The organism is Dactylosporangium vinaceum (assembly GCF_019904175.1).
Classification (GTDB): Bacteria; Actinomycetota; Actinomycetes; order Mycobacteriales; family Micromonosporaceae; genus Dactylosporangium; species Dactylosporangium vinaceum.
This window is the reverse complement of record NZ_CP061913.1, coordinates 7,964,203-7,988,413: the sequence shown is the minus strand read 5'-3', so window position 1 is coordinate 7,988,413 and position 24,211 is coordinate 7,964,203. Positions and strand designations below refer to the sequence as shown.

Here is a 24,211-nt window from a genome sequence, read left to right as displayed (position 1 = left end):
GTTAAGTCGGGAGCATCCTCAATGTCAGTCTTGCGTCCCCTGCACTCCGGCTGGACCGTTCGGGCCGCGGCGGCGGCGCCGGTCGAGGACACCCTCCCGGCGGCGGTGCCCGGCTGCGTGCACACCGACCTCCTGGCGGCCGGCGCGATCCCCGACCCGTTCCTCGACGACAACGAGGTGCGGCTGCACTGGATCGGGCGCACGCCGTGGCTGTACGAGACCTCGTTCGACGCCGCCGAGCTGCGCGCCGAGCGCATCGACCTCGTCGCCGACGGCCTCGACACCGTCGCCACCGTCACCCTCAACGGCACCGAGCTCGGCCGGACCGCCAACCAGCACCGGGGGTACCGCTTCGACGTCACCGGCCTGCTGCGGCCCACCGGCAACCGGCTCAGCGTCCGGTTCGACTCGGCCTACGACTACGCCGAGGGTGTCCGCGACTCCCTCGGCCCGCGGCCCAACGCCTACCCCGAGCCGTTCCAGTACATCCGCAAGATGGCCTGCAACTTCGGCTGGGACTGGGGCCCGACGGTCGTCACCGCCGGCATCTGGCAGCCGATCGGCCTGCACGCCTGGTCCACCGCCCGCCTGGCCCGGGTCCGCCCGGTCGTCACGGTCACCGGGTCCACCGGCCGGGTCGAGGTGCTCGTCGACCTGGAGCGCACCACCGACGTCCCGGTCGTCGTCACCGCGTCGGTCGGCGGGGTCGAGTCGGCCGTCGAGGTGCCCGCGGGCGCGCTCGCGGCGTCGGTCGTCGTCGAGGTGCCCGGCGCCGCGCTGTGGTGGCCGCGCGGCTTCGGCGCGGCGACGCTGCACGACCTTCGCGTCGAGCTCACCGCCGAGGGTGGCGTGCTCGACGCGTGGACGCGGCGGATCGGGTTCCGGACCGTCGAGCTCGACACCGCGGCCGACGCCGGCGGCTCCCGGTTCGTGCTGCGGGTCAACGGCGAGCCGGTGTTCGTGCGCGGGGTCAACTGGATCCCCGACGACGCGTTCGTGACCCGGGTCGACCGGGCCCGCTACGCCGAGCGGATCGGCCAGGGCGTCGCCGCGGGCGTCAACTTCCTGCGCGTGTGGGGCGGCGGGCGCTACGAGAGCGACGACTTCTACGACGTCGCCGACGAGCTCGGCGTCCTCGTGGGCCAGGACTTCCCGTTCGCCTGCGCGGCGTACCCGGAGGAGGAGCCGCTCGGCAGCGAGGTGGCGGCCGAGGCGCGGGAGCAGGTCGCGCGGCTCATGCCGCACCCGAGCCTGGTCATGTGGGTCGGCAACAACGAGAACATCTGGGGCTTCCACGACTGGGGCTGGCCCGAGCACCTCGAGGGCCGCACCTGGGGCGAGGGCTACTACCTGCGCGTGCTGCCCGGGATCGTGCACGAGCTCGACCCGACCCGCCCGTACTGGCCCGGCAGCCCCTACTCCGGCGGTGTCGACGCCCACGGCGCAGCCGTCCACCCCAACGACCCCGCACACGGCACGACCCACATCTGGGACGTGTGGAACACCCACGACTACCGCCACTACGCCACCTACCGCCCGCGGTTCGTGGCCGAGTTCGGCTTCCAGGCGCCGCCCGCCTTCGCGACCCTGCGCCGCGCCGTCAGCGACGACCCGCTCACGCCGCAGTCGCCCGGCGTCGCCCACCACCAGAAGGCGATCGGCGGCAACGACAAGCTCGCGCGCGGCCTCGTGGGCCACTTCCCGCCCGTCGACGGCATCGACGACTGGCACTGGGCCACGCAGCTCAACCAGTCCCGCGCGATCGCGTTCGGCATCGAGCACTTCCGCGCCCTGAAGCCCTTCTGCATGGGCACGATCGTCTGGCAGCTCAACGACAACTGGCCCGTCACGTCCTGGTCCGCGGTCGACGGCGACGGCCGTCGCAAGCCCCTCTGGTTCGCCCTGCGCCGGGTGTACGCCGACCGGCTGGTGACGTTCCAGCCCCGCGAGGGCGCGGTGGCGGTGGTCGCGGTCAACGACACCCCTGAGCCGTGGCGCGCCGAGCTGGACGTCCGCCGGCTCGCCTTCGACGGCACCCCGCGCGCGAAGGTCACGCTGAGCGTGGACGTGCCGGCCGGGGGCGCGGTGACGGTACCGCTGCCACCCGAGGTCGCCACCCCGGAGTCCCCGTCCGCCGAGCTCCTGGTCGCCGACCTCCCGGGCGACCGCGCCGTCCACTTCTTCGCCGAGGACGTCGACCTGGCCTACCCCCGCCCGTCGGCCGCGGTGACGGTGAGCGCGGCCCCGGACGGCGTCGACCTGCACGTGACGGCCCACACGCTGCTGCGCGACCTGACCGTCTTCCCGGACCGGGTCGACCCCGCCGCCACCGTGGACCGCCAGCTCCTGACCCTCATGCCCGGCGAGACCGTCACCCTGCACGTCACGGGTGCGGGAGAGCTTGACCCGCAGCGCTGGTCGAGCGCCCCGGTCCTGCGCACCGCCAACGACCTCATCACCGGCTGACCGGGACGGCCCTTCCCGCCGCAGCGTGCGGACAGGGGGCGGCGGTGCCGTCGCGGTGCCGGCGGACTATCCTGCCCGCCATGATCACGGAGGACGCCGACGGGGAACTGCGGCGGCTGGCTCGGGACTCGAAGTTCCGGCATCGTGACGCGGCGCGGCGGGGGCTGCGGTTCCGGGTCGGGGGTGACGTGGCCGATCTCGTGGCCATCGTCGACGATCCACATCCCTGCGCCATGACCGATGTGGTGTTCGCGCTCGCCGGGGCGACCCGGTCCTGGCTCAACTGGGTGCCCATGCCGGCCGAGGCCGTCTGCCTCGCGGCGAACGAGATCGCGGCGCGCCGGGCGCAGGGCGATCAGGTCGAGGTCGGGCGGCTCAGCCTCTCCGCGGCCGAGCCGGCGACCGCGCTGCTCGCCGCGCGGCGGGTCATCGGGCCGGTGGACCTGCGGATCGGCGCGTTTCCCGAGCCGGACATCCGGGTGCCGCTGCGGCGGCCGGCGCGGTCGTCGATCTGGCGGTACGACGGGGTCAGGCCCGTGGCCGCGGTGCCGCCGCCCTCGGCCGGGGCGGTGGCGATGCTGCACCAGGTCGGGGCCGAGACCTGGCCCTCGATGCTGTCCGGATACCTCCAGGCGGCGCCGCTGGGTGAGCTGCCCCTCGACGATCTGCTGGGGCTCCTCGCGCACCTGCCCGACCCGCCGCCCACGGCGCGGTGGCAGCACCTGGCGCGCTCCACGCCGACTTACTGGTATCGCCTGCTGCAGCCGTGGGTCTGCCTCGGCCTGCTGCACCACGCGCCCGACGAGCCGTGGCCGTCGTCGACCCGGCGGCAGGTGCTCATCGACCTCGCGTTCGGCGTCGAGGACTGGGCGGCCGACGCGGCACTGTTCGCGCTGGTGACCATGGCCTTCCGCGCGCCCGGCCACCGCCGCGAGGTGCGTGACCTGGTCCGCGGCCGGCTGGACGCGGCGGTCGGGGCCGGGCGCGTGGTCACGATCGAGGAGTCCCTGGCCCACCTGATGCTGGTGACGCCCGGCTGTACCGCATCCGACCACGCCAAGGCCCGCACCGTCCTCGCCCGCCACGGCGTCCGCCCGCCCCAGCGCCGCAAACGCCTGTCATTCGGATAGGTCGCCGGCCGTCAGCAGGGAGCGCACGCCCAGGCCGGCCCGCAGCGGGGAGCCGGGCGGGAGGTCGTCGACGACAGCGGCCAGCCCGAGCCACGCCGCGCCGATCTCGGTGACCATGGCGTGGATCGCCGCCGCCTGGCCGCCGCTCTCCACCCAGTCGTCCACGCACAGGACGCGGTCGTCCGGGCGGATCAGGGCGCGCCGGAAGCTCAGCTGCGCGCCGCCCTCGTGGTAGCCGGCCGGCAGCGAGCGGTGCGTGTGGACTGGCGAGTGCCGGGCCACCCGGTCGTTCTTGCGGACCTCGACCAGGCCGACGCCCAGGTGGGCGGCGACGAGCGCGCCGAGCAGCGTGCCGCGCGACGCCGGGCCGATCACTACGGTCGGGGCGCCGGGGACGAGGGCGGTCAGGGCCGGGGGGAGTTCGCGCAGGACCGCCGGGTCGCGCCACCACTCCGTGATGTCCGCGAAGGCCACGTCGGGGCCGCCCCGCCAGTGGAAGCCGACGCGCAGGCGGGTGCGGAGGTCAGGCACCGAGCGCCGGGGCCGGCTGCCATCGCCAGCGCGGGTGGCAGTCGGGGTCGTTGGCGGCCAGGACGGCTCGCAGGACACCGTCGGGGTCGCACGAGTACAGCCCGGAGCTCCACACGTTGTTGACCTCGAGGACCGCGAACTCGCCGGTCTCGGTGCGGCCGACGTCGATGACGGCGGTGGGCGGCACATTGTCGGCCGGGAGATCGGCGAGCATCAGCCCGACGAAGTCGGCCGCCTCGTCGTGCCAGGAGGCGCGGTGCATGCGCAGGGTCGGGCTCCACTCCTCGCCCTCGACCAGGTAGGGGCTCCAGGCGACGGGCTGGCGGCCGATCGTGAAGACGCGGTATTCCGAGGCCAGGTCCAGCCAGTGGTCCATGATGATCAGCGTGCTGTCGGCCGGGAGGCGGGCCGTGCGCAGCCGGTTGCGCAGGTCGTCGGCGTTGCGGACCCAGGCCGCGGAGAACGCCGGGTGCTTCTCGTCGGCGAGCTTGGCCACGGCCGGCCGGGGGCCGACGACGTCGGGGGCCTCGCCGACGCTCACCAGGCGGATGTCGCGGCCGGTGACGTCCTTCGGGAGGGCGGCGAACCAGGTCGGGGACGCGCCGTAGAGGCACACGTCGGCGCCGCCGGCGATGAGCGTGGTGAGGTAGCCGCCGGCCGCCCGCCAGGCGACCCCGTCGGCCGAGTGCAGCCCGTTGACCTCAGCCGGGTCCCCGGGCAGCTGGGCCACCGGCAGGCCGATGCGGTGAGCGGCATGCGTCAGGGCCGCACTCGCCTCGGGCGAGCGCACCCTCATTGCCAGGGTCCGGAACTGACGCACCCTCATATCCTGCCAGCGAGGCTCGTCAGTGTCGTTGGCGGAGCCCACAGACGGCACATCGCCCCGGCCCCGCGCTCACGCTGGGCATTCGCGGTGACACTTTCGGGGACATCGGTGTCGACTTTTGTGAACTAACGTAACAAATCGGGCACGGTAATGCCATGGTTACCGATGTCAGAACCCGGCCCGTCGTGCCGCCGATGCTGCGCCGCCGCCGGACGGTGCGCCGGCGCCGGCTGGTGATGGCGGTCACGCTGCTCGTGGTCGTGCCCGGGCTGACGGTGCTGCGGACGTATGCGCACGATGTCGATCGCGGCGTACACGTGCTGGGCCTCGACCTCGGCGGGAAGTCCCGGGCCGAGGCGCTGCAGGTCCTCGAGCGCGGCGTCGCCGGTCGCCTGCACCAGCCGGTCGCGGTCAAGGTCGGCACCGAGCCGGCCGTCATCGATCCGGCCGCGGTCGGCCTGACCCTCGACGCCGCGGCGACGATCGACCGCGCGGTCGCGGCCACACCGGCGCCGTTCACCGACGAGGACGTCGCACCGGTCGTGCACGTCGACGCGGGCCGCCTCTACGCCGCGCTCATGGACCACCTCGGCGCCCAGGGCGACGCGCCGGTCATGCCGGCCGTGCGCTTCGACGGGCTGAAGCCGATCGCGGTGTACCCGGAGCCGGGCCGCGGCCTGGACCGCACCGGCATCGCCCGGCTGGCCGAGACCGGCTGGCTGCGCCGCCCGGCGCTCGAGTTCCCGGTGGCGGACCTGCTGCCGAAGGACACCCGCGCCGACGTCGACCGCCTGATCCGCGACCTCGCCACCCCGGCCGTCGCCGGGCCGCTGGTGCTGGCCACGCCGCGCGGGGAGGTGACGGTGACCGCGTCCGGGATCGCGGGTGCCCTGCGCCTCGAGTCCGACGCCGACGGCCACATCGTGCCCGCGCTCGACGCCGCCGCCCTGCGCAAGTCGGCCGCGGCGGCGTTCGCCAAGGTCGAGGTGCCGGCGGCCGACGCCCGGTTCGAGGTCGTCGGCGGCCGCCCGGTCATCCGGGCCGAGACCGACGGCAGCCGGGTCGACCTGTCGACGCCGAAGCTGCTCGAGGCGCTGCGCTCCACGGCCACCCCGCGGCGGGTCACGGTGCCGATGACCTCCGCGCCTGCCGCCACCACCGCGGCGGAGCTGGGCAAGCTCGGCGTGAGCGGCCCGGCCGGCTCGTTCACCACCCACTTCGAGCCGGGCCAGCCCCGCGTCGTGAACATCCGGACCATGGCCGAGGCGCTGCGCGGGATGCTCATCCGCCCCGGCGAGACGTTCAGCCTCAACGAGCGGGTGGGGGAGCGCACCCACGCGAAGGGGTACGTCGACGCGCCCGGCATCGAGATGGGCAAGATCAAGAACAGCTCGGGCGGCGGCGTCTCCCAGGTGGCCACGACGCTGTTCAACGCCGCGTACCTGGCCGGGCTGCAGGACGTCGAGCACCACCCGCACAGCTACTACTTCGACAGGTACCCGGCGGTCATCGAGGCGACAGTGGTCTACCCGTCGCTGGACCTGCGCATCCGCAACGACGGCCCGAGCGGCGTGCTCATCGACACCGCGACGACCGACGACTCCGTGACGGTCACGCTGTACGGCACCAAGCGCTACGACATCGCGACCGTCTACGGGCCCCGCACCAAGATCGTCCAGCCGAAGACGGAGTACCTCCAGGAAGCCGACTGCAACCCGACGGCCGGCGCGCCCGGCTTCACGCAGGAGGCGTACCGCGTCTTCAGCCAGGACGGCCACGAGGTCCGCCGCGAGCGCTTCACGTGGCGCTACGACCCCGAGCCGCACTTCATCTGCGGCGCGCCGCCCCCGGGCGCCGCGGCCTGATATCGCCGCCCCCTCAACCCGGCGGCCGTGCGGTCCCCTCGACTGGGGTGACCGCCGGCCGAAGGGACCGCACGGTCGTGGTGGGCGCGGCCGACGCGGTGCCGCGGCTGTGGCACTGCGGCCGATAGGGTCCGGCGCATGGACGAGGTGCTCCAGGCGACGCCGCACCGGACCGTGACCAGGGTCGGGGACACGGTCCGGCGGCCGGTGCACCCGTGGAGCGGCGAGGTCCATGCGCTCCTTGCGTACCTGGAGCGGGTCGGCTTCCCGTACTCGCCGCGCTTTCTCGGGATCGATGAGCAGGGCCGCGAGATCCTCACCTACCTCGACGGCGAGTCCGGGGGCGCGGGGTGGCGGCACGCGGCGGACGAGGGCGGGCTGGCGGCGATGGGGCGGCTGCTGCGGGAGTACCACGACGCCGTCGCCGGGTTCCGGCCCGCGCCGGACGGCCGGATCATGTGCCACGGCGACTTCGGGCCCTGGAACCTGGTCTGGCGGGCCGGCGCGCCGGTCGGCATCCTCGACTGGGACTACGCCGTGCTGAAGCCGCCCGTGCACGATGTCGCCTACGCGCTGGAATACGTGGCGCCCTTCCGGGACGACGAGGAGGCGCTGCGGTCGTACCACCACCCGGCCCCGCCGGACCGGCAGCGGCGGATCGGCATCTTCGCCCGGGCCTACGGCATCGACCCCGACGGGCTGGCCGAGCAGGTCGTGCTCCAGCAGGAGTGCACGCTCGACCTGGTCCGGCGGCTCGCCGCGGAGGGGGTGCAGCCGCAGGCGGACTGGGTGCGCGACGGCCTGGAGGGCGAGATGCGGGCGCGGATCGCCTGGAGCCGCCGGTACAGTCGCCGTAATGTCGCTCCGTGAGCTCGTCGTGCTCGGCACCGCCAGCCAGGTCCCGACCCGGGCGCGCAACCACAACGGCTACTTCCTGGCCTGGGACGGCGAGGGCATCCTCTTCGATCCCGGCGACGGGACCCAGCGGCAGATGGTCCACGCCGGGGTCAGCGCCAGCGCCATCACCCGGATCGGCCTGACCCACTTCCACGGCGACCACTGCCTCGGCCTGCCCGGGGTCGTCCAGCGGATCTCCCTGGACGGCTCGCCCCACGACGTCCAGGCCTATTTTCCGGGCAGTGGCGAGGTGTACTTCGACCGCCTGCGCCACGCCAGCCCGTTCTACGACGTCGCCAAGATCACCAAGCGGCCGGTCACCGAGGGCGGGCTGCTGGCCGAGACGGCGAGGTTCCGGCTCGAGGCGCAGCCGCTCGACCACGGGATCGAGGCGTACGGGTATCGGCTCGTGGAGCCCGACGGGCGGCGGATGCTCCCGGACCGGCTGCGCGCCCACGGCATCGCCGGGCCGGACGTGGCCGTGCTGCAGCGGCAGGGGGAGCTGCGCGGGGTGCGGCTGGAGGACGTCAGTGAACCGCGCCGGGGGCAGCGCTTCGCCTTCGTCATGGACACGCGGCTGTGCCCGGGCGTGTTCGCCCTCGCCGAGGGGGCCGACGTGCTCGTGATCGAGTCGACGTACCTCACCGCCGACGAGGACCTGGCCGTCGCGCACGGGCACCTGACCGCCGGGCAGGCGGCGCGGGTGGCCGCGGAAAGCGGGGTCGGCACCCTGGTGCTGACCCACTTCTCGCAGCGCTACGACGACTTGTCGCTCCTCCAGTGGGAACGGGAGGCGGCAGCGGTCTTCGACGGTGAGGTGGTTGTGGCCACGGACCTGACTCGCGTCAGGATCCGCGGTTAGTCACCCGGTATGTATCAATCGCACTCGGTGCAGACCGGCGCGCCGTTCTTCTCCCGCGACAGCTGGCTGCGGTGGTGGACCAGGAAGCAGCTCGAGCAGCGGAACTCGTCGACCCGCATCGGCACGACGGGAACTGTGAGCTCCTCGTCGGTCAGCTCCGCGCCCGGAAGCTCGAAGCCCGCCTCGTTCTCGTCCACGTCGACGACGGCCGACTGGCCGTTCTGCCGGCGGGCGGTGAGCTCCTCGAGGCTGTCCTCAGCGAGGTCGGCGCCGACCGGGTTGCGTGGCGCGTCGTAGTCGGTGCTGATGGCCATGGCGTTCACCCTCTCTTGGTGACTTGGTTGTGTAACGAACGCCGCCGGGAGGGGATGTGTTCCCGACCGGCCTTGTTTAGAAGTGTCACGTTCGTGAATGAATAAACACAGTGTTCCGGCTCACATCCGCTCACGGGCGCAACGGCGGGATCCGGTCCACTGTGGACATATCAACAGCGGCAGCGCCAACGAGGCTACCTCGCCGGGTCGCCCGTGCGCGGACTTTTGGCATTCTCGGCGCAGATGTTGCCGGGCGCCACCAAAACGCGCAGGTCAGGAGGCAGGTCTGGCCGAACGGACGAACACTGCGGTGCGGCCTTTAGAGTTTGCGCATGAACCTTCCGGAGCGGGCTCGTGTGGTTGTTGTCGGCGGTGGGGTCATCGGGACGTCGGTGGCGTATCACCTGGCCAAGGCTGGCGTCACCGACGTGCTGCTGCTGGAGCGGGACCGGCTCACGGCCGGCACGACGTGGCACGCCGCGGGTCTGATCGTCACCTTCGGTTCGCTGTCGGAGACCTCGACGCGGCTGCGACAGTACACCCGCGATCTGTACGCCAGCCTGGAGGCCGAGACCGGACTCTCGACGGGCCTGCGCCAGTGCGGGTTCATCGAGGTCGCCGCGGACCCGGGCCGGCTGGAGGAGTACCGCCGGGTCGCCGCCTTCAACCGCCACCTCGGCGTCGACGTCCACGAGATCTCCCCGGCGGAGGTCGGGAAGCTGTTCCCGCTCGCGCGGACCGACGACCTCCTGGCCGGGTTCTACGTCGCCGAGGACGGCCGGGCCAACCCGGTCGACGTCACGATGTCCCTGGCCAAGGGTGCCCGGCTGCGGGGCGTGACGATCCTGGAGGGGGTGGCGGTGACCGGGACCCTGCGCCGCGGCGACACGGTCACCGGGGTGTGCACGCCGTTCGGCGACGTCGAGGCCGAGGTCGTGGTCAACTGCGCCGGCATGTGGGCCCGGCAGCTCGGCGAGGAGGCCGGGGTGAGCGTCCCGCTGCAGGCGGCCGAGCACTACTACCTCATCACCGAGCCGATCGACGGCGTGTCGAGCGACATGCCCGTCCTTGAAGACCCGGGCTCCTATGGGTACTTCCGGGAGGAGGGCGGCGGCCTGCTGGTCGGGCTGTTCGAGGGTGCGGCCGCGCCGTGGAGCGTCGAGCGGGTGCCCGACGGGTTCGCGTTCGGGACGCTGCCCCCCGACTGGGACCGGATGACGCCCTACCTGAGCAAGGCCATGAGCCGGATCCCGGTCACCGAGGAGGCCGGGGTGCGGACCTTCTTCTGCGGCCCCGAGAGCTTCACGCCCGACCTGGCCCCGGTCTTCGGCGAGTCCCCGGAGCTGCGCAACTACTTCGTCGCCGCCGGGATGAACTCGATCGGCATCCTCACCGGCGGCGGCATCGGGCGCGCCCTGGCGACCTGGATCGCCGAGGGCCGCCCGGACGTCGACGTGACCGGGATGCACATCGATCGGCTCCAGCCGTACCAGCGCAACCGGTCCTACCGCGCCCGCCGTACCGTCGAGGCGCTGGGTCAGGTCTATGCCACCCACTTCCCCTACAAGGCGTTCTCGTCGGCGCGGGACGCCCGCCGCTCGCCCCTGCACGACCGGGTCGCGCCGCTGCGGCCCTACCGCCGCGACGTCTCCGGCTGGGAGATGCCCGATGTGTACGGTTTCGAGGGTGGCAGTCCGCTTTCCTGGGGCCGTCCGGCGTGGTTCCCGCAGTGGGCGGCCGAGCACGCGGCGGCGCGGGCGGACGCGGTCCTCATGGACATGTCGTTCATGGCGAAGTTCCTGGTCCAGGGCGATGACGCCGCCGCGGCCCTGGAGGAGCTGTCGGCGAACCGGGTCGCGGGCTTCGACGAGGGCCGGGTCACCTACACGCAGTGGCTCAACGAGGGCGGCACCATCGAGGCCGACCTGACGGTCACCCAGCTCGACGACGACCGGTTCTGGGTGGTCGCCTCCGACACCGCCCACCGCCACGTCTTCGCCCGCCTGCGCCGCCACCTCGCCGGCCGGCACGCGTTCGCCACCGACGTCACCTCCGGCTGGGCCCAGCTCAACGTCCAGGGCCCGCGCTCCCGGGAGATCCTCGCGGCCGCGGCCGGCACCGAGATCACGCTGCCGTTCCGTGGGGCGGCCGAGCTGGAGATCGGCTACGCGCGGGTCCTGTGCCTGCGCATCACGTACGTCGGGGAGCTCGGCTACGAGCTCTACGTCCCGACCGAGCAGGCGGTGCACGTCCACGACGAGCTGGTCGCGGCCGGGGAGGGGCACGGGCTGCGCCACGCCGGGCTCAAGGCCCTCGCGAGCCTGCGGATGGAGAAGGGGTACCGCGACTACGGCCACGACATCGACAACACCGACGACGTCCTGGAGGCCGGCCTGGGCTTCGCCGTGGCGCTGGACAAGGAGCACTTCATCGGCCGCGACGCCGTCCTGGCCCGCAAGGCCCGCGGCCCGCTGACCCGCCGGCTCGTCCAGGTCCTGGTGACCGACCCGGCGGCGCTGCTGTACCACGGCGAGGTGGTCCGCCGGGGCGGGCGGGACGTCGGTTACGTGCGGGCCGCCTCCTACGGCCACACCCTGGGCGGCGCGGTCGGCCTGGCCATGCTCGACGCCGGCACGGAGGTGCTGGATCAGGCGTGGCTGGACGCCGAGCCGCTGACCGTGGAGATCGCCGGGGTGACGTACCCGGCCCGGGCGTCGATCCGGCCCCTGTACGACCCGGCGAGCGCGCGCGTGCGCGTTTGACGGCAGTGACCGGAAGGTGACCATTCCGTTGCTTTCCGTAACTTGATCCCTACTCTCGGTCATGTCGATCACGCACGGTGATCGCGAGACGGGGGAGTCGGACATGAGGATCACGATCGCGGCAGTCCTGGCCGGTGTGGCGGCGTCGGCGCTGCTGGGTGCCGGGACGCCGGCCGCGGCCGCGTCGGAGGGTGCGTTCACGGTGGCCGGCACGCGGGACTGGGACCACGACGGCCACCAGGACATCGTGGTGCGCGACAACGCCGGCGGCGACCTGTGGCTGTACCCGGGGCAGTCCAAGCGCGGCTACAGCACTGTCCCGCGGGTCAAGATCGGCAACGGCTGGAACGGCTACGAGTTCGCCGGCATCACCGACTGGGACCGCGACGGCCACCAGGACATCATCGTCACCGAGCAGGCCACCGGTGACCTGTACCTCTACCCCGGCCAGTCCAAGCGCGGCTACTCGACGGCCCCGCGGGTGAAGATCGGCAACGGCTGGCAGGGCTTCCGGATCGTGGGGCTCGCCGACTGGGACCGCGACGGCCACCAGGACATCGTCATGCGCAACGAGAGCACCGGCGACCTGTGGCTGTACCCCGGGCAGTCCAAGCGCGGCTACAGCACTGTCCCGCGGGTGCAGATCGGCAACGGCTGGACCGGGTTCACGGTCGCCGGCGTGGCCGACTGGGATCGCGACGGCCACCAGGACATCGTGACCCGCGACGACGCCACCGGGAACCTGTGGCTGTACCCGGGGCAGTCCAAGCGCGGCTACTCGACAGCGGCGCGGGTCCAGATCGGCAACGGCTGGACCGGCTACACGTTCTCCGGCCTGACCGACTGGGACAAGGACGGCCATCAGGACATCCTCGTGCGCAACGACCAGACCCGCGACCTGTGGCTGTACGCCGGCCAGTCCAAGCGCGGCTACTCGACGGTGCCGCCGGTGAAGATCGGCAACGGCTGGTAGGCCGTTACCGTTCGCCACGCCGTCCGATCTGCCGAAAATGTTACCCAGCGTTGCTTTATGCACACATTCTGTTCAGTGACGGATCGCAGCAGGCGGTTCGCGGTGCAACGGGGAGCTGGAAGACATGCGAAGCAGGAGACTCGGCCTGGCGGCGGTCGCGCTGGGGCTGGCGGTGGCGATGGCCACCGGCGGCCCGGCGTCGGCCTCGGGCGCGTACTCGTTCGCGGGCGTGACGGACTGGGACAAGGACGGCAGCCAGGACATCATCGCCCGCGACCCGGGCGGGGACCTGTGGCTGTTCCCCGGCGAGGCGACGCGGGCCGTGGCCGGCGCCCAGCCGGTCCAGATCGGGCTCGGCTGGAACGGGTACACCTTCACCGGCCTGGCCGACTGGGACAACGACGGCAACCAGGACATCATCGCCCGCAACGTGGCCGGTGACCTGCTGCTGTTCCCGGGCAACTCGACCCGCGGGGTGCCGGACGCGCAGCCCGTGCAGATCGGGCTCGGGTGGAACGGATACACCTTCGCGGGCATCGCCGACTGGGACAAGGATGGCAATCAGGACATCATCGCCCGCAGCCTGGGCGGCGACCTGTGGATGTTCCCGGGCCAGTCGAAGCGCGGCTACAGCACCGCCGCCCCGGTCCAGATCGGGACCGGCTGGAACGGCTACGACTTCGCCGGCATCACCGACTGGGACAAGGACGGCAACCAGGACATCATCGTCCGCGGCACCACCGGTGACCTGAGCCTGTTCCCGGGTGAGTCGGTGCGCGGCTACTCCGCGCAGCCGCCGGTCCTCATCGGCAGCGGCTGGAACGGCTACGACTTCGCCGGCGCCGCCGACTGGGACAACGACGGCAACGCCGACCTCATCGCCCGCAAGACGAACAACGACCTGTGGCTGTTCCCGGGCGACTCGACCCGCGGCGTCAGCGGCCAGGACCCGGTCATGATCGGCACCGGCTGGTAGGTCCGGGACGGACTCGGCGGGCCCGGATTCGCAGTGCTGCGCGCGCGAATCCGGACCCGCCGGCTGGTTGCGGCACTCAGCAGGCGTTGAGGAGCGCCTGAAGGGCCGACTTCTCGGCCGACTGCAGTTTGAGGCTCCAGGTGTACTTCACGTTGATCCACATGCGCGCGTAGGTGCACCGGTACGAGGTCAGCGGCGGCAGCCAGGTCGACGGGTCCTGGTCGCCCTTGGACTGGTTCACGTTGTCGGTCACGGCGATCAGCTGCGGATGGGTCAGATCGTTGGCGAACGACTGCCGCTTCGCCGTCGTCCACGCACTGGCGCCCGAACGCCACGCCTCGGCCAGCGGCACGACGTGGTCGATGTCGACGTCCGAGGCCGCGGTCCACGTCGCCCCGTCGTACGGGCTGTACCAGCGGCCCGAGGTGGCGGCGCAGGCGCTGCTGGTCGCCACGGACGTCCCGTCCCGCTTGAGCACCGTCTCGCGGGTGTCGCAGGTCCCGCTGATCGTGATCCAGTGCGGGAACTTGTCGCGGCTGTACCCGCTCATCGACCCCTCGGTCGCGACGGTCAGCGCATTGAGCTGCGTCTGCGCCGTAGCCTTGGACGGAATCCCGGGCGGTGTCGCTCCGGCCGGCGCGGCCACGCCGACCGCGGCCACCGCCCCGCCCAGCACGACGGCGACAACCGCGCGAACGATCTTCGACATCCATACTCCTTCGGTGGGTGTGGGAGCACGCTCTCGCCCGGCCGTGAACGCGCCCCTGCCCGGACGTGTCTGGAGATAGAAGTCTATCAATGCATTGGCCCGGCGAGGGCACATACGACTCCCGCCCGACTGTACGGATTTGTCACCCTTCAGGGTGATGAATCGGCCTACTGCTCCCGCCGTGCCCGGCGAACCGCGTGTCGCGTCCGGGCCCGGGAACGACGCCGCCCCGCCGACCGCGTGAGCGGTGGCGGGGCGGCGGGACAGATCTGTGGTGCGGGTGCCCGAAGGCGCAGGTCAGGACAGCACGCGGAGCTGCACGGTGGTGGCCATGGCGGCCAGCTGGTTCAGGATCTCCTGCGGGTAGTGGGCGGCGATGTCGGTGAGGAGGTAGCCGTACTCGCCGCGGGTGGCGAGGATCTGGCCCTCGACGTTGACCTTGTGGCCGGCGAAGATGCTGTTCACGTCGGCCAGTACGCCGGGGACGTTGTGGTGCAGCAGTGCGATTCGCGCCGTGTCCGGCAGCTGGGTCAGGTTGAGGCTCGGCAGGTTGACGCTCAGCGTGGTGGAGCCCTCGGCCACGTACTTGTGCAGCTTCTCGGCCACGAAGGAGCCGATGTCGGACTGGGCCTCCTCGGTCGAGCCGCCGATGTGCGGCGTGAGGATGACGTTCGGCAGGCCGCGCAGGGCCGAGACGAACTCGTCGCCCTTGGCCTTGGGCTCCTTCGGGAAGACGTCGACGGCGGCGCCCGCGAGGTGGCCGTTGCCGAGGTGGGTGCGCAGGGCGTCGTGGTCGATGACGAAGCCGCGGCTCAGGTTGAGGAAGATGCTGCGGGGGCGCATCCGGGCGAACTGCTCCTCGCCGAAGAAGCCGCTGTTGCCCGGGCGGCCGTCGACGTGGAGCGTCACGATGTCGGCGACCTCGAGGAGCTCCTCCAGCGAGTTGCAGCGCACGGCGTTGCCCAGGGCCAGCTTCTCCGAGGTGTCGTAGAAGTACACCCGCAGGCCCAGGTTCTCGGCCAGGACGGACAGCTGGGTGCCGATGTTGCCGTAGCCGACGATGCCGATCGAGCGCCCGCGGATCTCGTGGGAGCCCTCGGCGTCCTTGTTCCAGACGCCGTTGTGCATGTCGGCGTTCTTCTCGGTGAGCCGGCGGGTCAGGGCGATGATCTCCGCGATCGCCAGCTCCACCACGCTGCGGGTGTTGGAGAAGGGCGCGTTGAACACGGCGATGCCGGACTCGGCGGCGGTGCGCAGGTCGATCTGGTCCGTGCCGATGCAGAAGGCGCCGATGGCGCGCAGCTGCGGGGCGGAGGCCAGCACGTTGGCGGTGACCTGGGTTTTGGAGCGGATGCCCAGAAGGTGTACCCCGTCGAGCTTCGCGATCAGCTCGTCCTCGTCGAGCGCGCGCCCGACGGTCTCGACCTCGTACCCCTCGGACCGCATCCGCTCGACCGCGATCGGGTGGATGTTTTCGAGGAACAGGACCCGCACCGGGTCGGCCTGGGAAGTCAGCACACGGCCAGCCTAGGTGACCCCATCAGTCACTGGTACGTGAGCCGCGACTCGTCCCAACCTGCGCGACGGCGTGCCGCGTGCGCAGCTTCTCCCTGATCTCCTCCGGCGTGTACGCCCGGCGCTGCCGCTCGGCCCGCGCCACCAGCACACCCGTCGCCGCCACGCCGACGACACCGGCGAGCCCGACGACCTTCCACCACTTGATCCGCATGACGCCCTAGGGTAGTCCGGGTGAAGGTGGATCTCGATGAGGCCGTGCGGATGACCCGGACGGGTGACCTGTGGGTGTTCCGGGGCCGCACCCCGGCCGACCGGGCCATCCAGACGCTCACCAACAGCCCCGTGAACCACGTCGGCATGGCCATCGTGCTCGACGACATGCCGCCGCTGATGTGGCACGCGGAGCTGGGCCGGTCACTTACCGACATGTGGACCGGGACCCGCCAGCGCGGCGTACAGCTGCACGATCTTCGGGATGCGGTGCTCGTCTGGGGCCGGCGCTACGGCCAGCGGGCCTGGCTGCGGCAGCTGTTCCCCGAGGCCGGGCCGGCCATGCAGGACGCGGCGCTGCGCACCGTCGCCCGGCTCGACGGCACGCCGTTCCCGTCGACGGCCCGCCTCGCCGGGCGCTGGTTCAAGGGGCGGCTGCCACACCTGCGGGAGGCGACGAGCGGGACCCTGGAGACCGCGTACTGCGCCGAGGTCGTCGCCGTCACCTACGAGGACATGGGGCTGCTGGAACGCCGCAAGCGCGCCAACTGGTACGACCCCGGCAAGTTCTGGAGCGGCGACGACCTGGAGCTGCTGGGCGGCGCCACGCTCGGCGACGAGATCGCGGTAGCGCTCCCAGCGCAGCCGATGCAAGAAACGCGACAACCCGAGTGACAGATCTGTACGTTCGGCCGTGCTCAGTCCGAGAACGGGAAAGGGTAATTTTCTCGCGTGACCGATGAGCCGCACCCGCCTCTCGACCACGCGGATCCCCCGGAGAGCGATTCGGCGGCCACCCAGCCGCTGACGTCGAGCGCCATGGCCGCTGCGCGGTCGCGGGCGCTGACGGCCGACCTCGACGACGCCACCCAGCCGCTGCCGCCGCCTCCGCCGCGGGAGCACCCGGTGCACCGGCCGCCGACCGCGATGATCGCCGCCCTGGCGGTCGGTGTCCTCGTCGCCGGGGCCGCGGTCGCCATCCTCATCGGCCGGATCGACCGCGAGCCCGCCGCCACGGCCGACGCGGCACCGCAGTGGTTCACCTCCGCCCAGGCCCTCGTCGACTACCTCGACCGGCGCGGGCTGCCGTGCTCCGGCTACGAGGCCGTCGACGCGTCACCGGCCGTCGCCACCGTCAGCGGCTCGGTCTCGCGGGGGCGGTGCACCGCCGGCGGCAGTGCGGTCGGCGTCGGCGTGTACGCCGAGCACAGCGACGTCGAGGCCCAGTGGTCCACGCAGGCCGGCGGCCATGCCCCGGTGTTCATGGCCCTCGGGCAGAACTGGACTGTCGACGGCCCGGCCGACTGGACCAGGCGCGTCGCCGAGGTGATGAGCGCGCAGTACCGCACGCAGCAATAGGATCGTGGCGTGCTCGATCGATTCCTGCGCACCTGGATCGGCGCCTGGCCCGCACCGGAGGGCCTGGTCGTCGTCGGCAGCCCGCAGCGGGAGCGGCCGCGCTGGGACGGCGCCGAACAGCGGGTCCTGGGCGTGCTCGACGGCGCCGGCAACGGGGTCCTCTCCGTCCCGCCGGCCAGCCGCGACGCGGTCGCCGGCCTGCTCGCCCGGTCCGGGCCCGAAGACCTGCTCGCCCACCTGCCGGCCCTCGTCGGGCGGCCCGAGCAGCGGTGCTTCACCGGCGTGTTCCGGTGGACGCAGACCCCGGCGGCCCTGCCGGACGCGGGGGAGTGGGAGCCGTCGGGCGGGGCGGGGTTGCCGGAGTGGCTGCGACCGTTCCCCGGCGAGGTGCTCGTCGCGCGGGAACCGGGCACCGGGGAGTTCCTGTGCGGGGTGGGCCTCAAACCCCACGACCCGACGGGTGTGGAGATCGCGGTCGGCACCGCCGAGCAGGCCCGCGGCCGGGGGCTCGCGCGGCGCCTGGTGGCCCGGGCCGCCCGGCGGATCGTCGACGCCTCGGCGGTGGCCCTCTACCTGCACGACCCCGACAACATCGCCAGCGCCCACGTCGCGGCCGCGGCCGGCTTCCCCGACCGGGGCTGGAAGATCATCGCGCTGGCCGGCGCCGAGTAACGGCAAGCGGCCGGAAAAGCGCAGATCCGCGCCGGCCGGGTCGATGAGTGCGGTATGTTCCCCCGCCCCGGCGCCGTCCACGTCGGCCGCCAGCCGATCTTCACCCGGCACGGCGACGTACACGGGTACGAGCTGCTGTTCCGCGGCGACGCGGGTGCCACCGACGCCGACGAGCGCGGTGCGTACGCCACCAGCCGGGTGCTCATCACCGCCTTCACCGAGATCGGCATCGAGCCGCTGTGCGGGCGCGGCCTGTGCTTCGTCAACCTGACCCGTGAGTTCCTCGTCGGCGACCTCCCCCTGCCGTTCGACGCCGAGCAGGTGGTCCTGGAGATCCTGGAGACCGTCGAGATCGACGACGAGGTCGTGGCGGCCGTCGCCGGGCTGGTCCGGCAGGGCTACCGCATCGCGCTCGACGACTACGTGTTCGGCCTCGGCCACGAGCCGCTGCTCGAGCTGGCCGCCTATGTGAAGATCGACGTGCTGGAGACGCCGGCCGGGGAGCTCTCCGCGACCGTCGACCGTTGCCGCAAATACGAGGGTGTCAAGCTCGTCGCCGAACGGCTGGAGACGCCGGAGCAGCTCGAGCTCGCGCGCGCCCTCGGATTCGACTTCTTCCAGGGCTACATCCTGGGGCGCCCGCAGGTCGTGAGCGCCGCGGCACTGTCACCGTCGCGACTCGCCCGGGTCGAGCTGCTGAGCCTCCTCGTGGGCCCGAGCATCCCGCTCGCCCGCGTCGTCGGCCTGGTGACGAGCGACCCGGCGCTGTCGCTGCGCCTGATGGCGGCCGCGAACGCGGACTCCCTCGGGCTGCCGGTCAAGGTGTCGTCGGTGCACGAGGCGGTCCTGCTCCTGGGGGTCGACCGGCTGCGGGACTGGGCGACGCTGATGCTCGTCAGTGACCTGGACGACCCCGGCACCCACCAGCTCGGGGCCGCGATCACCCGGGCCCGCATGTGCCAGAACATCGCCGGGCGGATGGACCTGCCACCGGAGGCCGCGTTCACCGCCGGGCTGGTGTCGGCCGTCGCCGAGCTGCTGGGCCAGCCGGCCGCGGACCTGGCGCTGCGGCTGTCGCTGAGCCACGAGGTCACCGCCGCGCTGGTGGCCGGCGCCGGCCCGCTGGGGGAGCTGCTGTCGCTCGTGGCCGCCTACGAGGCGTCGGACCTGCCGATGCTCCTGGCCGCACCGGTGCCGGTCGAGGACACGGCCCGGGCCTATCTGGACGCGGTGGCGTACACGGGGCAGATCATCGCGCCGCGGGGCCGCCCGGCTTCCTAACGTATCAGCGCTTTCCTGCCGATATGAGGATGTGGACAGCACCCGCCCCGTGCACATCGGCCGCCAGGCGCTGTACAACGCCGAGGGCCAGGTCGCCGCGTACGAGCTGCTGTTCCGCGACGGCCCCCACGCCCACGAGGCCACGGTCCGCGACAGCGCCGCCACGAGCCGGGTGATCGTCGAGGCGTTCACCGCCTTCGGCATCGAGGAGCTCGTCGGCGACAAGCTGTGCTTCGTCAACCTGACCCGCGAGTTCCTGGTCGGCGCCCTGCCCCTGCCCTTCGCCCCGGGCCGGGTGGGCCTGGAGCTGCTGTCGGGCATCGAGGTCGACGACGAGCTCGTGGCCGCCGCGGCCGCCCTGACCGAGCAGGGTCACCGCCTGGCCCTCGACGGCTACACGGGCGACCCCGCGGCCACCCGCCTGCTGCCGCACGTGCACTTCGTGAAGGTCGACATGCAGGCCGGCGACCGCCGCGCCATCGCCCGCATCGTCGACACCTGCCGGCGCATCCCCCGCATCCGCCTGATCGCGCAGCGCATCGAGACCCCGGAGCAGCTGGAGCTGGCGACCCGGCACCGCTTCCAGCTGTTCCAGGGCCACATCCTCAGCCGCCCCCACCTGATCACCACGCAGGCGCTGAACCCGTCGCGGCTGGCTCGGGTACGCCTGGTCACCGAGCTGGCCGCCGACGACGTCGACCTGGACCGGGCGGTGTCGACGATCGAGCGCGACCCGGCCCTCGCCGTGCGCATCCTGCGCGGTGTCAACGCCGCCGCCAACGGGCTGAAGCAGCCCGTCTCGTCGATATTCCAGGCGGTGGTACTGCTCGGCATCCCCCAGGTCCGCCAGTGGGCGACCCTCATGATGGTCGCCGACCTGGCCGAGGGCGACGAGACGGTCCTGACCGACGCCGTGGTCCGCGCCCGCATGTGCCAGACCGTCGCCGAACGCCGCGGCGCCGGCGCCGGCGCGACCGCGTTCACGGTGGGCCTGCTCTCGGCGATCGGCGACCTGATGGGCGGCCCGGCCACCACCCTGACCGACCAGCTCCCCCTGACCCGCGACGTGGCCGCCGCCATCCACGGCCAGGGCGACCTGGGCACGGTCCTGCGCGAGGTCCGCTCCTACCAGCGCGGCGACGCCGCCGACGACCTACACGCCGACCTGCTGGCCGCGCTGAGCTGGACGAACGCGTCCCTGGCCGAGCCGGAGCCGGCCGCGCCCTGAGCCGGCCGGCCGAGGCCCGGTGACCGCGGCGGCTTCGGCGTACCACTGGCCCGGCCGGTCCCGTTCGCCGGCTACCGGACCGCGCCGGCGATCTGCGCGGTCGCCTACCGGCTGCGCACGCGCCCGGCGCCGGGCGCGGCCCCCTCCACCGCGGTCAGCTCGCCGCGGGTGACGGCCAGGTAGATCTTGTGGTTGCGGTGGTCGATGCGCTCCACGGTGTTGACGTCCACCTTCAGCAGGGAGCCGTCGCCGGCGCAGACGTAGACCTGGCGGCCGTCGTAGGTCTTGCGGTCGATGGCGCCGATCTGGCCGTCCTTCGCCTCGACCGTGTAGCCCACCAGCACCATCGTCCAACGCCCCCCTCGAGGTGTTCCTACCGGTGTACATACCCATCCGGGTGCGTTTTCTCCCGTGGTTTCCGGAATGATCGCACGATCGTGACGGCCGCCCCGCCGGCGCCCAGCAGGGCCATGGCCGCGGCGCTCACGAGCAGCGTCTGCCGGGGTCCCAGCCAGGTGACGAGCGGGCCGCCCGCAGCGGTGCCCAGGGGGACGGCGATCACCGTCACGGAGCCGAACACGGCGAGCACCTGCGACAGCCGGGCCGGCGGCACGGTGCGCTGGAAGAGGGCCATGGCCAGCGGCATGTACGGTGCCCAGCACAGGCCGGCCAGCGCGAACGCCGGCAGCGTCAGCCACACCGGTGCGTCCAGGCCCAGGGGCAGCACGGCCAGGCTGAAGGCCAGCACGATCCCGAACAGCGCCTGGCGCAGCGGCAGCCGGCGCAGATACGCGCTGGTCAGGCCGCCCGCGACGGCGCCGATGCCGAAGACCGTGTAGTACAGGCCCAGCAGCGTGGCCGAGGCGTGCCGGTCGTCGGCGATGTACAGGGGCAGGGCGACGTAGAACGGGCCGAAGAGCAGGAAAAACACGAACGACAGCGCGGTCAGCCAGTTCCGGCCGGCGCCGGCGGTGTCCGCTGGGCCGCCCGGCGTGTCCGCCTCCGGCTCGCCGGCCGGAGCCGGTCCGGCGCCGCGGGGCACCGCGAGCCGGTACGTCACGGCCAGCACGGCGAAGCTCGCCGCGTCCAGGGCGAGGACGAACACCGGGCCGGTCCAGCCGATCAGCAGGCCGGCCAGCGGCGGACCGGCGATCGCGGACGCCTCCGTCAGCGTCCCCATCAGACCGTTCGCGGCCAGGTGGTGCTCGGGCGGGAGGACGTCGGCGATAAGCGTGTAACGCCCGGCCGACCCCCAGGCCGCGAGCAGGCTGGAGACCGCCAGTAGCCCGACGTATCCGGCGAGGGACAGCGCGCCCAGGGCGTTCACCAGCACGATCGCGCCGAGCGCGGACGCGCGCAGCACGGCGTTCCAGCCGGCCAGCTGCGCGCCGTGACGGTGGCGCAGGTACCGGCGCAAGAGCACGCCCCCGAGCGCGCTCGGCAGCGAGTACGCCGCCACGGCCGCGGCGACCCAGGTGCCGCGCGAGGCCGGCGGGGCGAGGGTCAGCGCCAGCCAGCTGACGGCGACGAGGGACATCCCGTCGCCGAGCGCCGAGATCCCGAGGCCGGGCAGGATGCGGCGCAGCACGGGGTGGCGCAGGACCGGCCGGTAGGGTGTGTCGCGCATGCCGGCCAGCCGATCTCATGTGCCATCCGGAAAGCAACAGGTATCGCGTTGAGCGCAACCGGCGGTATTGGGCTATCTTGCTGGCCATGCGACGGTGGCCCTTTCGGCTCGCCGCGTGGCTCCTGGTCATGGCGGTGGCACACGTAGCCGGCTTCATTGCGGTCTGGCGATTTTTCGTGCACAGCGAACACGGCCAGCTGCTCGACTACGTGGCGCTCACCGGCAACAGCATCGGGCAGGAGCGCGTCGCCGGGCTCGTGCACGACACGCTCAGCACGATCTCCGTCGCGTCGATCGCGGGCGCGACGGTCGTGATCGGGTTCATCGCCCTGGCCCGCCGCCGGCTCGCCCTGGCCGTCGGCGCGGTCCTCATCATCGGCGGGTCGAACGCCACCACGCAGCTCTTCAAGGCCCTCATCTACCGGCCCCACCTGGGCATCGACGTCGACCGGGTCGCGGCCGGCAACAGCCTGCCGAGCGGCCATACGACCGTCGCCGCCTCGGTCGCCGTCGCGTTGATCCTGGTGGTGCCGCCCAAGACCCGAGGCCTCGTGGCGCTCGCGGGTGCCGGCCTGGCGTCGCTCGTCGGGGTGGCGACGCTCTCGGCGGGCTGGCACCGGCCCAGCGACGCCGTCGCCGCGTTCCTCGTGGTGGGCGCGTGGGCCGCGGCGGCCGCGCTGTTCATCCTGATCGCGCAGCGCAGCCACGGCGGGGTCACCTACGGCCGGGTGAACGTGCACACGACGGTGTTCCTGGCCCTGCTCGGGGTGGGGCTGCTGATCGGCGCGCTGATCGCCCTGCGGCTCACCGACGACGTGATCCAGCAGGCCGTCGACGACCTGAGCCGGCGCCGCCTGTTCGTGGCCTACGCGGGCGGCGCGCTCGGCATCGCCGGCACGGCGGCCGTCGTGGTCGCGGGCGTGCTCGCCACCGCCCACCGGGTCGTCCCGCGGTGGATCCCCGACGCCGCGGCCGACGACGACGAGACCTCCGCCGCCCAGGCGCAGCAGTACCCGCCGGAGCCGGTCACCGACCGGCTCCCGGCGAACAGCGAGATCACCGTGCCGCTGCGCCCGGGCGGCGCCGAGCAGACCTTCAGGCTCCCGGGTCGCTGAACCGGATCACGCGGCCGACCTCCAGGGCCACCCATACGGCGCCGTCCGGCCCGATGGTCAGGCCGTGCGGCTCGCAGCCCGGGGCGGGCAGGTCGAAGGAGCGGATCGCCGTGCCGTCGGCGCTGATGTGGCCGAGGCGGTTGCCGGCCCACTCGGTGAACCAGCACCCTCCGGCCGGGTCGGCGACGATCGCGTGCGGCCGCGCGGCCCGGTCGGCGAGGGGGTACTCCTCGATGTGCCCGCCGGGAGTGATCCGCCCGACCTGCCCGGCGCCGATCTCCACGAACCACGCGGTGCCGTCGGGGGCGGCGGCGATGCCCACGGGAGCCGCGCCGGGGGTCGGCAGCGCGAAGACCGCCGGCGTGTCGACCCGGGCGACGGCGTTGCCCTGGTTGAGCGTGCACCAGACGGCGCCGTCCGCACCCGCGGCGAGCATCGACGGCATGGCGGCGGAGGTGCCCAGGTCGAACGGGGCCGGGTCGCCGCCGCTCGGCGGGGTGCGCCAGACGCGGTCGGCGTTGAGCTCCGTCGACCAGAGCGCGCCGTCGGGCGTGAAGGCCAGACCGTAGGGCGACGGTACCGCCACCGAGGAGAGCTCCCCGTCGACGGTGATCCGCCCGATCCGGCCGTCCTGGAAGCGGGCGAACCACAGGGCGCCGTCGGGGCCCGCGACGATCACCGACGGGCCGGCGGCGCGGTTGTCCAGATCGAAGAGCGTCACGTCGCCGGTCGGGGTCAGCCGGGCGATCCGCCCGGCGTGCACGAGCGTGCACCAGAGGTTGCCGTCGGGCCCGGTGGTGATGCCGTAGGGGCCGTCGCCCGCCTCGCCGACCGTGAACTCCTGCATCTCGATCATCTCCGCACCCTAATCGCCCGGCACGGTACCCGCC

Annotated in this window: 22 protein-coding genes and 1 pseudogene; 14 read left to right on the top strand and 9 right to left on the bottom strand. The window is 72.8% G+C overall.

Annotated features, from left to right (window positions below):
- The first annotated feature begins 21 nt into the window (after window positions 1-21).
- Both Dvina_RS35840 and Dvina_RS35835 read left to right on the top strand, forming a co-directional pair.
- Complete coding sequence (locus tag Dvina_RS35840; protein WP_223093709.1) at window positions 22-2,466, top strand: glycoside hydrolase family 2 protein; 2,445 nt, start codon at window positions 22-24, stop codon at window positions 2,464-2,466.
- Window positions 2,467-2,546: 80 nt separating this feature from the next.
- Window positions 2,547-3,596 carry a hypothetical protein gene (locus Dvina_RS35835; protein WP_246655540.1) on the top strand — a complete coding sequence of 350 codons (1,050 nt, stop codon included), beginning with the start codon at window positions 2,547-2,549 and terminating at the stop codon, window positions 3,594-3,596.
- Here the strand turns inward: Dvina_RS35835 and Dvina_RS35830 are convergent.
- Window positions 3,585-4,127: a phosphoribosyltransferase family protein gene (locus Dvina_RS35830; protein WP_223093707.1), complete on the bottom strand. Its 543-nt coding sequence runs from the start codon at window positions 4,125-4,127 to the stop codon at window positions 3,585-3,587. The two genes, Dvina_RS35835 and Dvina_RS35830, sit on opposite strands and share 12 nt — an antisense overlap.
- Window positions 4,120-4,947 carry an ATP-grasp domain-containing protein gene (locus Dvina_RS35825; RefSeq protein WP_223093705.1) on the bottom strand — a complete coding sequence of 276 codons (828 nt, stop codon included), beginning with the start codon at window positions 4,945-4,947 and terminating at the stop codon, window positions 4,120-4,122. The genes Dvina_RS35830 and Dvina_RS35825 overlap by 8 nt, the downstream gene beginning before the upstream one ends.
- Before the next feature lie 161 nt (window positions 4,948-5,108).
- Between Dvina_RS35825 and Dvina_RS35820 the strand changes: the two genes are divergently transcribed.
- The 3 genes from Dvina_RS35820 to Dvina_RS35810 all read left to right on the top strand — a co-directional run bounded on the left by Dvina_RS35820 (window position 5,109) and on the right by Dvina_RS35810 (window position 8,577).
- Window positions 5,109-6,818 (top strand): VanW family protein, encoded by a 1,710-nt coding sequence (locus Dvina_RS35820; protein WP_223093703.1) that lies wholly within the window; start codon window positions 5,109-5,111, stop codon window positions 6,816-6,818.
- A 138-nt stretch (window positions 6,819-6,956) separates the two neighbouring features.
- Window positions 6,957-7,688, top strand: coding sequence for an aminoglycoside phosphotransferase family protein (locus Dvina_RS35815; protein ID WP_223093701.1), 732 nt, complete (start codon window positions 6,957-6,959; stop codon window positions 7,686-7,688).
- Window positions 7,675-8,577: a ribonuclease Z gene (locus Dvina_RS35810; RefSeq protein WP_223093699.1), complete on the top strand. Its 903-nt coding sequence runs from the start codon at window positions 7,675-7,677 to the stop codon at window positions 8,575-8,577. The genes Dvina_RS35815 and Dvina_RS35810 overlap by 14 nt, the downstream gene beginning before the upstream one ends.
- A 14-nt stretch (window positions 8,578-8,591) precedes the next feature.
- On the opposite strand, the gene Dvina_RS35805 is transcribed toward Dvina_RS35810, so the two are convergent.
- Entirely contained in the window at window positions 8,592-8,885 is a 294-nt protein-coding gene (locus tag Dvina_RS35805) for a DUF4193 domain-containing protein (RefSeq protein WP_223105893.1), read from the bottom strand.
- A 338-nt stretch (window positions 8,886-9,223) separates the two neighbouring features.
- Between Dvina_RS35805 and Dvina_RS35800 the strand changes: the two genes are divergently transcribed.
- The 3 genes from Dvina_RS35800 (at window position 9,224) to Dvina_RS35790 (ending at window position 13,602) form a co-directional block, all read left to right on the top strand.
- Window positions 9,224-11,653, top strand: a complete 2,430-nt coding sequence (locus tag Dvina_RS35800) for a GcvT family protein (protein WP_223093697.1) — start codon at window positions 9,224-9,226, stop codon at window positions 11,651-11,653.
- Between the two features lie 103 nt (window positions 11,654-11,756).
- Window positions 11,757-12,626, top strand: a complete 870-nt coding sequence (locus Dvina_RS35795; RefSeq protein ID WP_223093696.1) for an FG-GAP repeat domain-containing protein — start codon at window positions 11,757-11,759, stop codon at window positions 12,624-12,626.
- A gap of 124 nt (window positions 12,627-12,750) precedes the next feature.
- Window positions 12,751-13,602 carry an FG-GAP repeat domain-containing protein gene (locus Dvina_RS35790; protein ID WP_223093695.1) on the top strand — a complete coding sequence of 284 codons (852 nt, stop codon included), beginning with the start codon at window positions 12,751-12,753 and terminating at the stop codon, window positions 13,600-13,602.
- A gap of 76 nt (window positions 13,603-13,678) precedes the next feature.
- On the opposite strand, the gene Dvina_RS35785 is transcribed toward Dvina_RS35790, so the two are convergent.
- The 3 genes from Dvina_RS35785 to Dvina_RS35775 form a co-directional block, all read right to left on the bottom strand.
- Window positions 13,679-14,311: an HNH endonuclease family protein gene (locus Dvina_RS35785; protein ID WP_223093694.1), complete on the bottom strand. Its 633-nt coding sequence runs from the start codon at window positions 14,309-14,311 to the stop codon at window positions 13,679-13,681.
- A gap of 297 nt (window positions 14,312-14,608) precedes the next feature.
- Window positions 14,609-15,829, bottom strand: coding sequence for a phosphoglycerate dehydrogenase (gene serA, locus Dvina_RS35780; protein ID WP_223093693.1), 1,221 nt, complete (start codon window positions 15,827-15,829; stop codon window positions 14,609-14,611).
- A gap of 22 nt (window positions 15,830-15,851) precedes the next feature.
- Window positions 15,852-16,034 (bottom strand): hypothetical protein, encoded by a 183-nt coding sequence (locus Dvina_RS35775; protein ID WP_223105892.1) that lies wholly within the window; start codon window positions 16,032-16,034, stop codon window positions 15,852-15,854.
- A 26-nt stretch (window positions 16,035-16,060) separates the two neighbouring features.
- Between Dvina_RS35775 and Dvina_RS35770 the strand changes: the two genes are divergently transcribed.
- The 5 genes from Dvina_RS35770 to Dvina_RS35750 are packed head-to-tail and all read left to right on the top strand — an operon-like array spanning window position 16,061 to window position 20,579.
- A complete protein-coding gene (locus Dvina_RS35770) occupies window positions 16,061-16,714 on the top strand; it encodes a hypothetical protein (RefSeq protein WP_223093692.1) in 654 nt (217 codons plus the stop codon).
- A gap of 57 nt (window positions 16,715-16,771) precedes the next feature.
- A complete protein-coding gene (locus Dvina_RS35765) occupies window positions 16,772-17,398 on the top strand; it encodes a hypothetical protein (RefSeq protein WP_223093691.1) in 627 nt (208 codons plus the stop codon).
- A gap of 9 nt (window positions 17,399-17,407) precedes the next feature.
- Window positions 17,408-18,070 (top strand): GNAT family N-acetyltransferase, encoded by a 663-nt coding sequence (locus Dvina_RS35760; RefSeq protein WP_223093690.1) that lies wholly within the window; start codon window positions 17,408-17,410, stop codon window positions 18,068-18,070.
- Between the two features lie 54 nt (window positions 18,071-18,124).
- Window positions 18,125-19,351 (top strand): EAL and HDOD domain-containing protein, encoded by a 1,227-nt coding sequence (locus tag Dvina_RS35755; protein ID WP_223093689.1) that lies wholly within the window; start codon window positions 18,125-18,127, stop codon window positions 19,349-19,351.
- A 31-nt stretch (window positions 19,352-19,382) separates the two neighbouring features.
- A complete protein-coding gene (locus Dvina_RS35750; RefSeq protein ID WP_223093688.1) occupies window positions 19,383-20,579 on the top strand; it encodes an EAL and HDOD domain-containing protein in 1,197 nt (398 codons plus the stop codon).
- A gap of 104 nt (window positions 20,580-20,683) precedes the next feature.
- On the opposite strand, the gene Dvina_RS35745 is transcribed toward Dvina_RS35750, so the two are convergent.
- Together Dvina_RS35745 and Dvina_RS35740 are read right to left on the bottom strand one after the other, a co-directional pair.
- Complete coding sequence (locus Dvina_RS35745; protein WP_223093687.1) at window positions 20,684-20,917, bottom strand: hypothetical protein; 234 nt, start codon at window positions 20,915-20,917, stop codon at window positions 20,684-20,686.
- A gap of 35 nt (window positions 20,918-20,952) precedes the next feature.
- Complete coding sequence (locus Dvina_RS35740) at window positions 20,953-22,206, bottom strand: MFS transporter (RefSeq protein WP_223093686.1); 1,254 nt, start codon at window positions 22,204-22,206, stop codon at window positions 20,953-20,955.
- Window positions 22,207-22,292: 86 nt separating this feature from the next.
- On the opposite strand from Dvina_RS35740, the pseudogene Dvina_RS35735 reads away from it, so the two are divergent.
- A pseudogene (locus Dvina_RS35735) lies at window positions 22,293-23,159 on the top strand (phosphatase PAP2 family protein); the annotation flags it as partial.
- A gap of 142 nt (window positions 23,160-23,301) precedes the next feature.
- On the opposite strand, the gene Dvina_RS35730 reads toward Dvina_RS35735, so the two are convergent.
- Window positions 23,302-24,177, bottom strand: coding sequence for a Vgb family protein (locus tag Dvina_RS35730; protein WP_223093684.1), 876 nt, complete (start codon window positions 24,175-24,177; stop codon window positions 23,302-23,304).
- Between the last annotated feature and the right edge of the window lie 34 nt (window positions 24,178-24,211).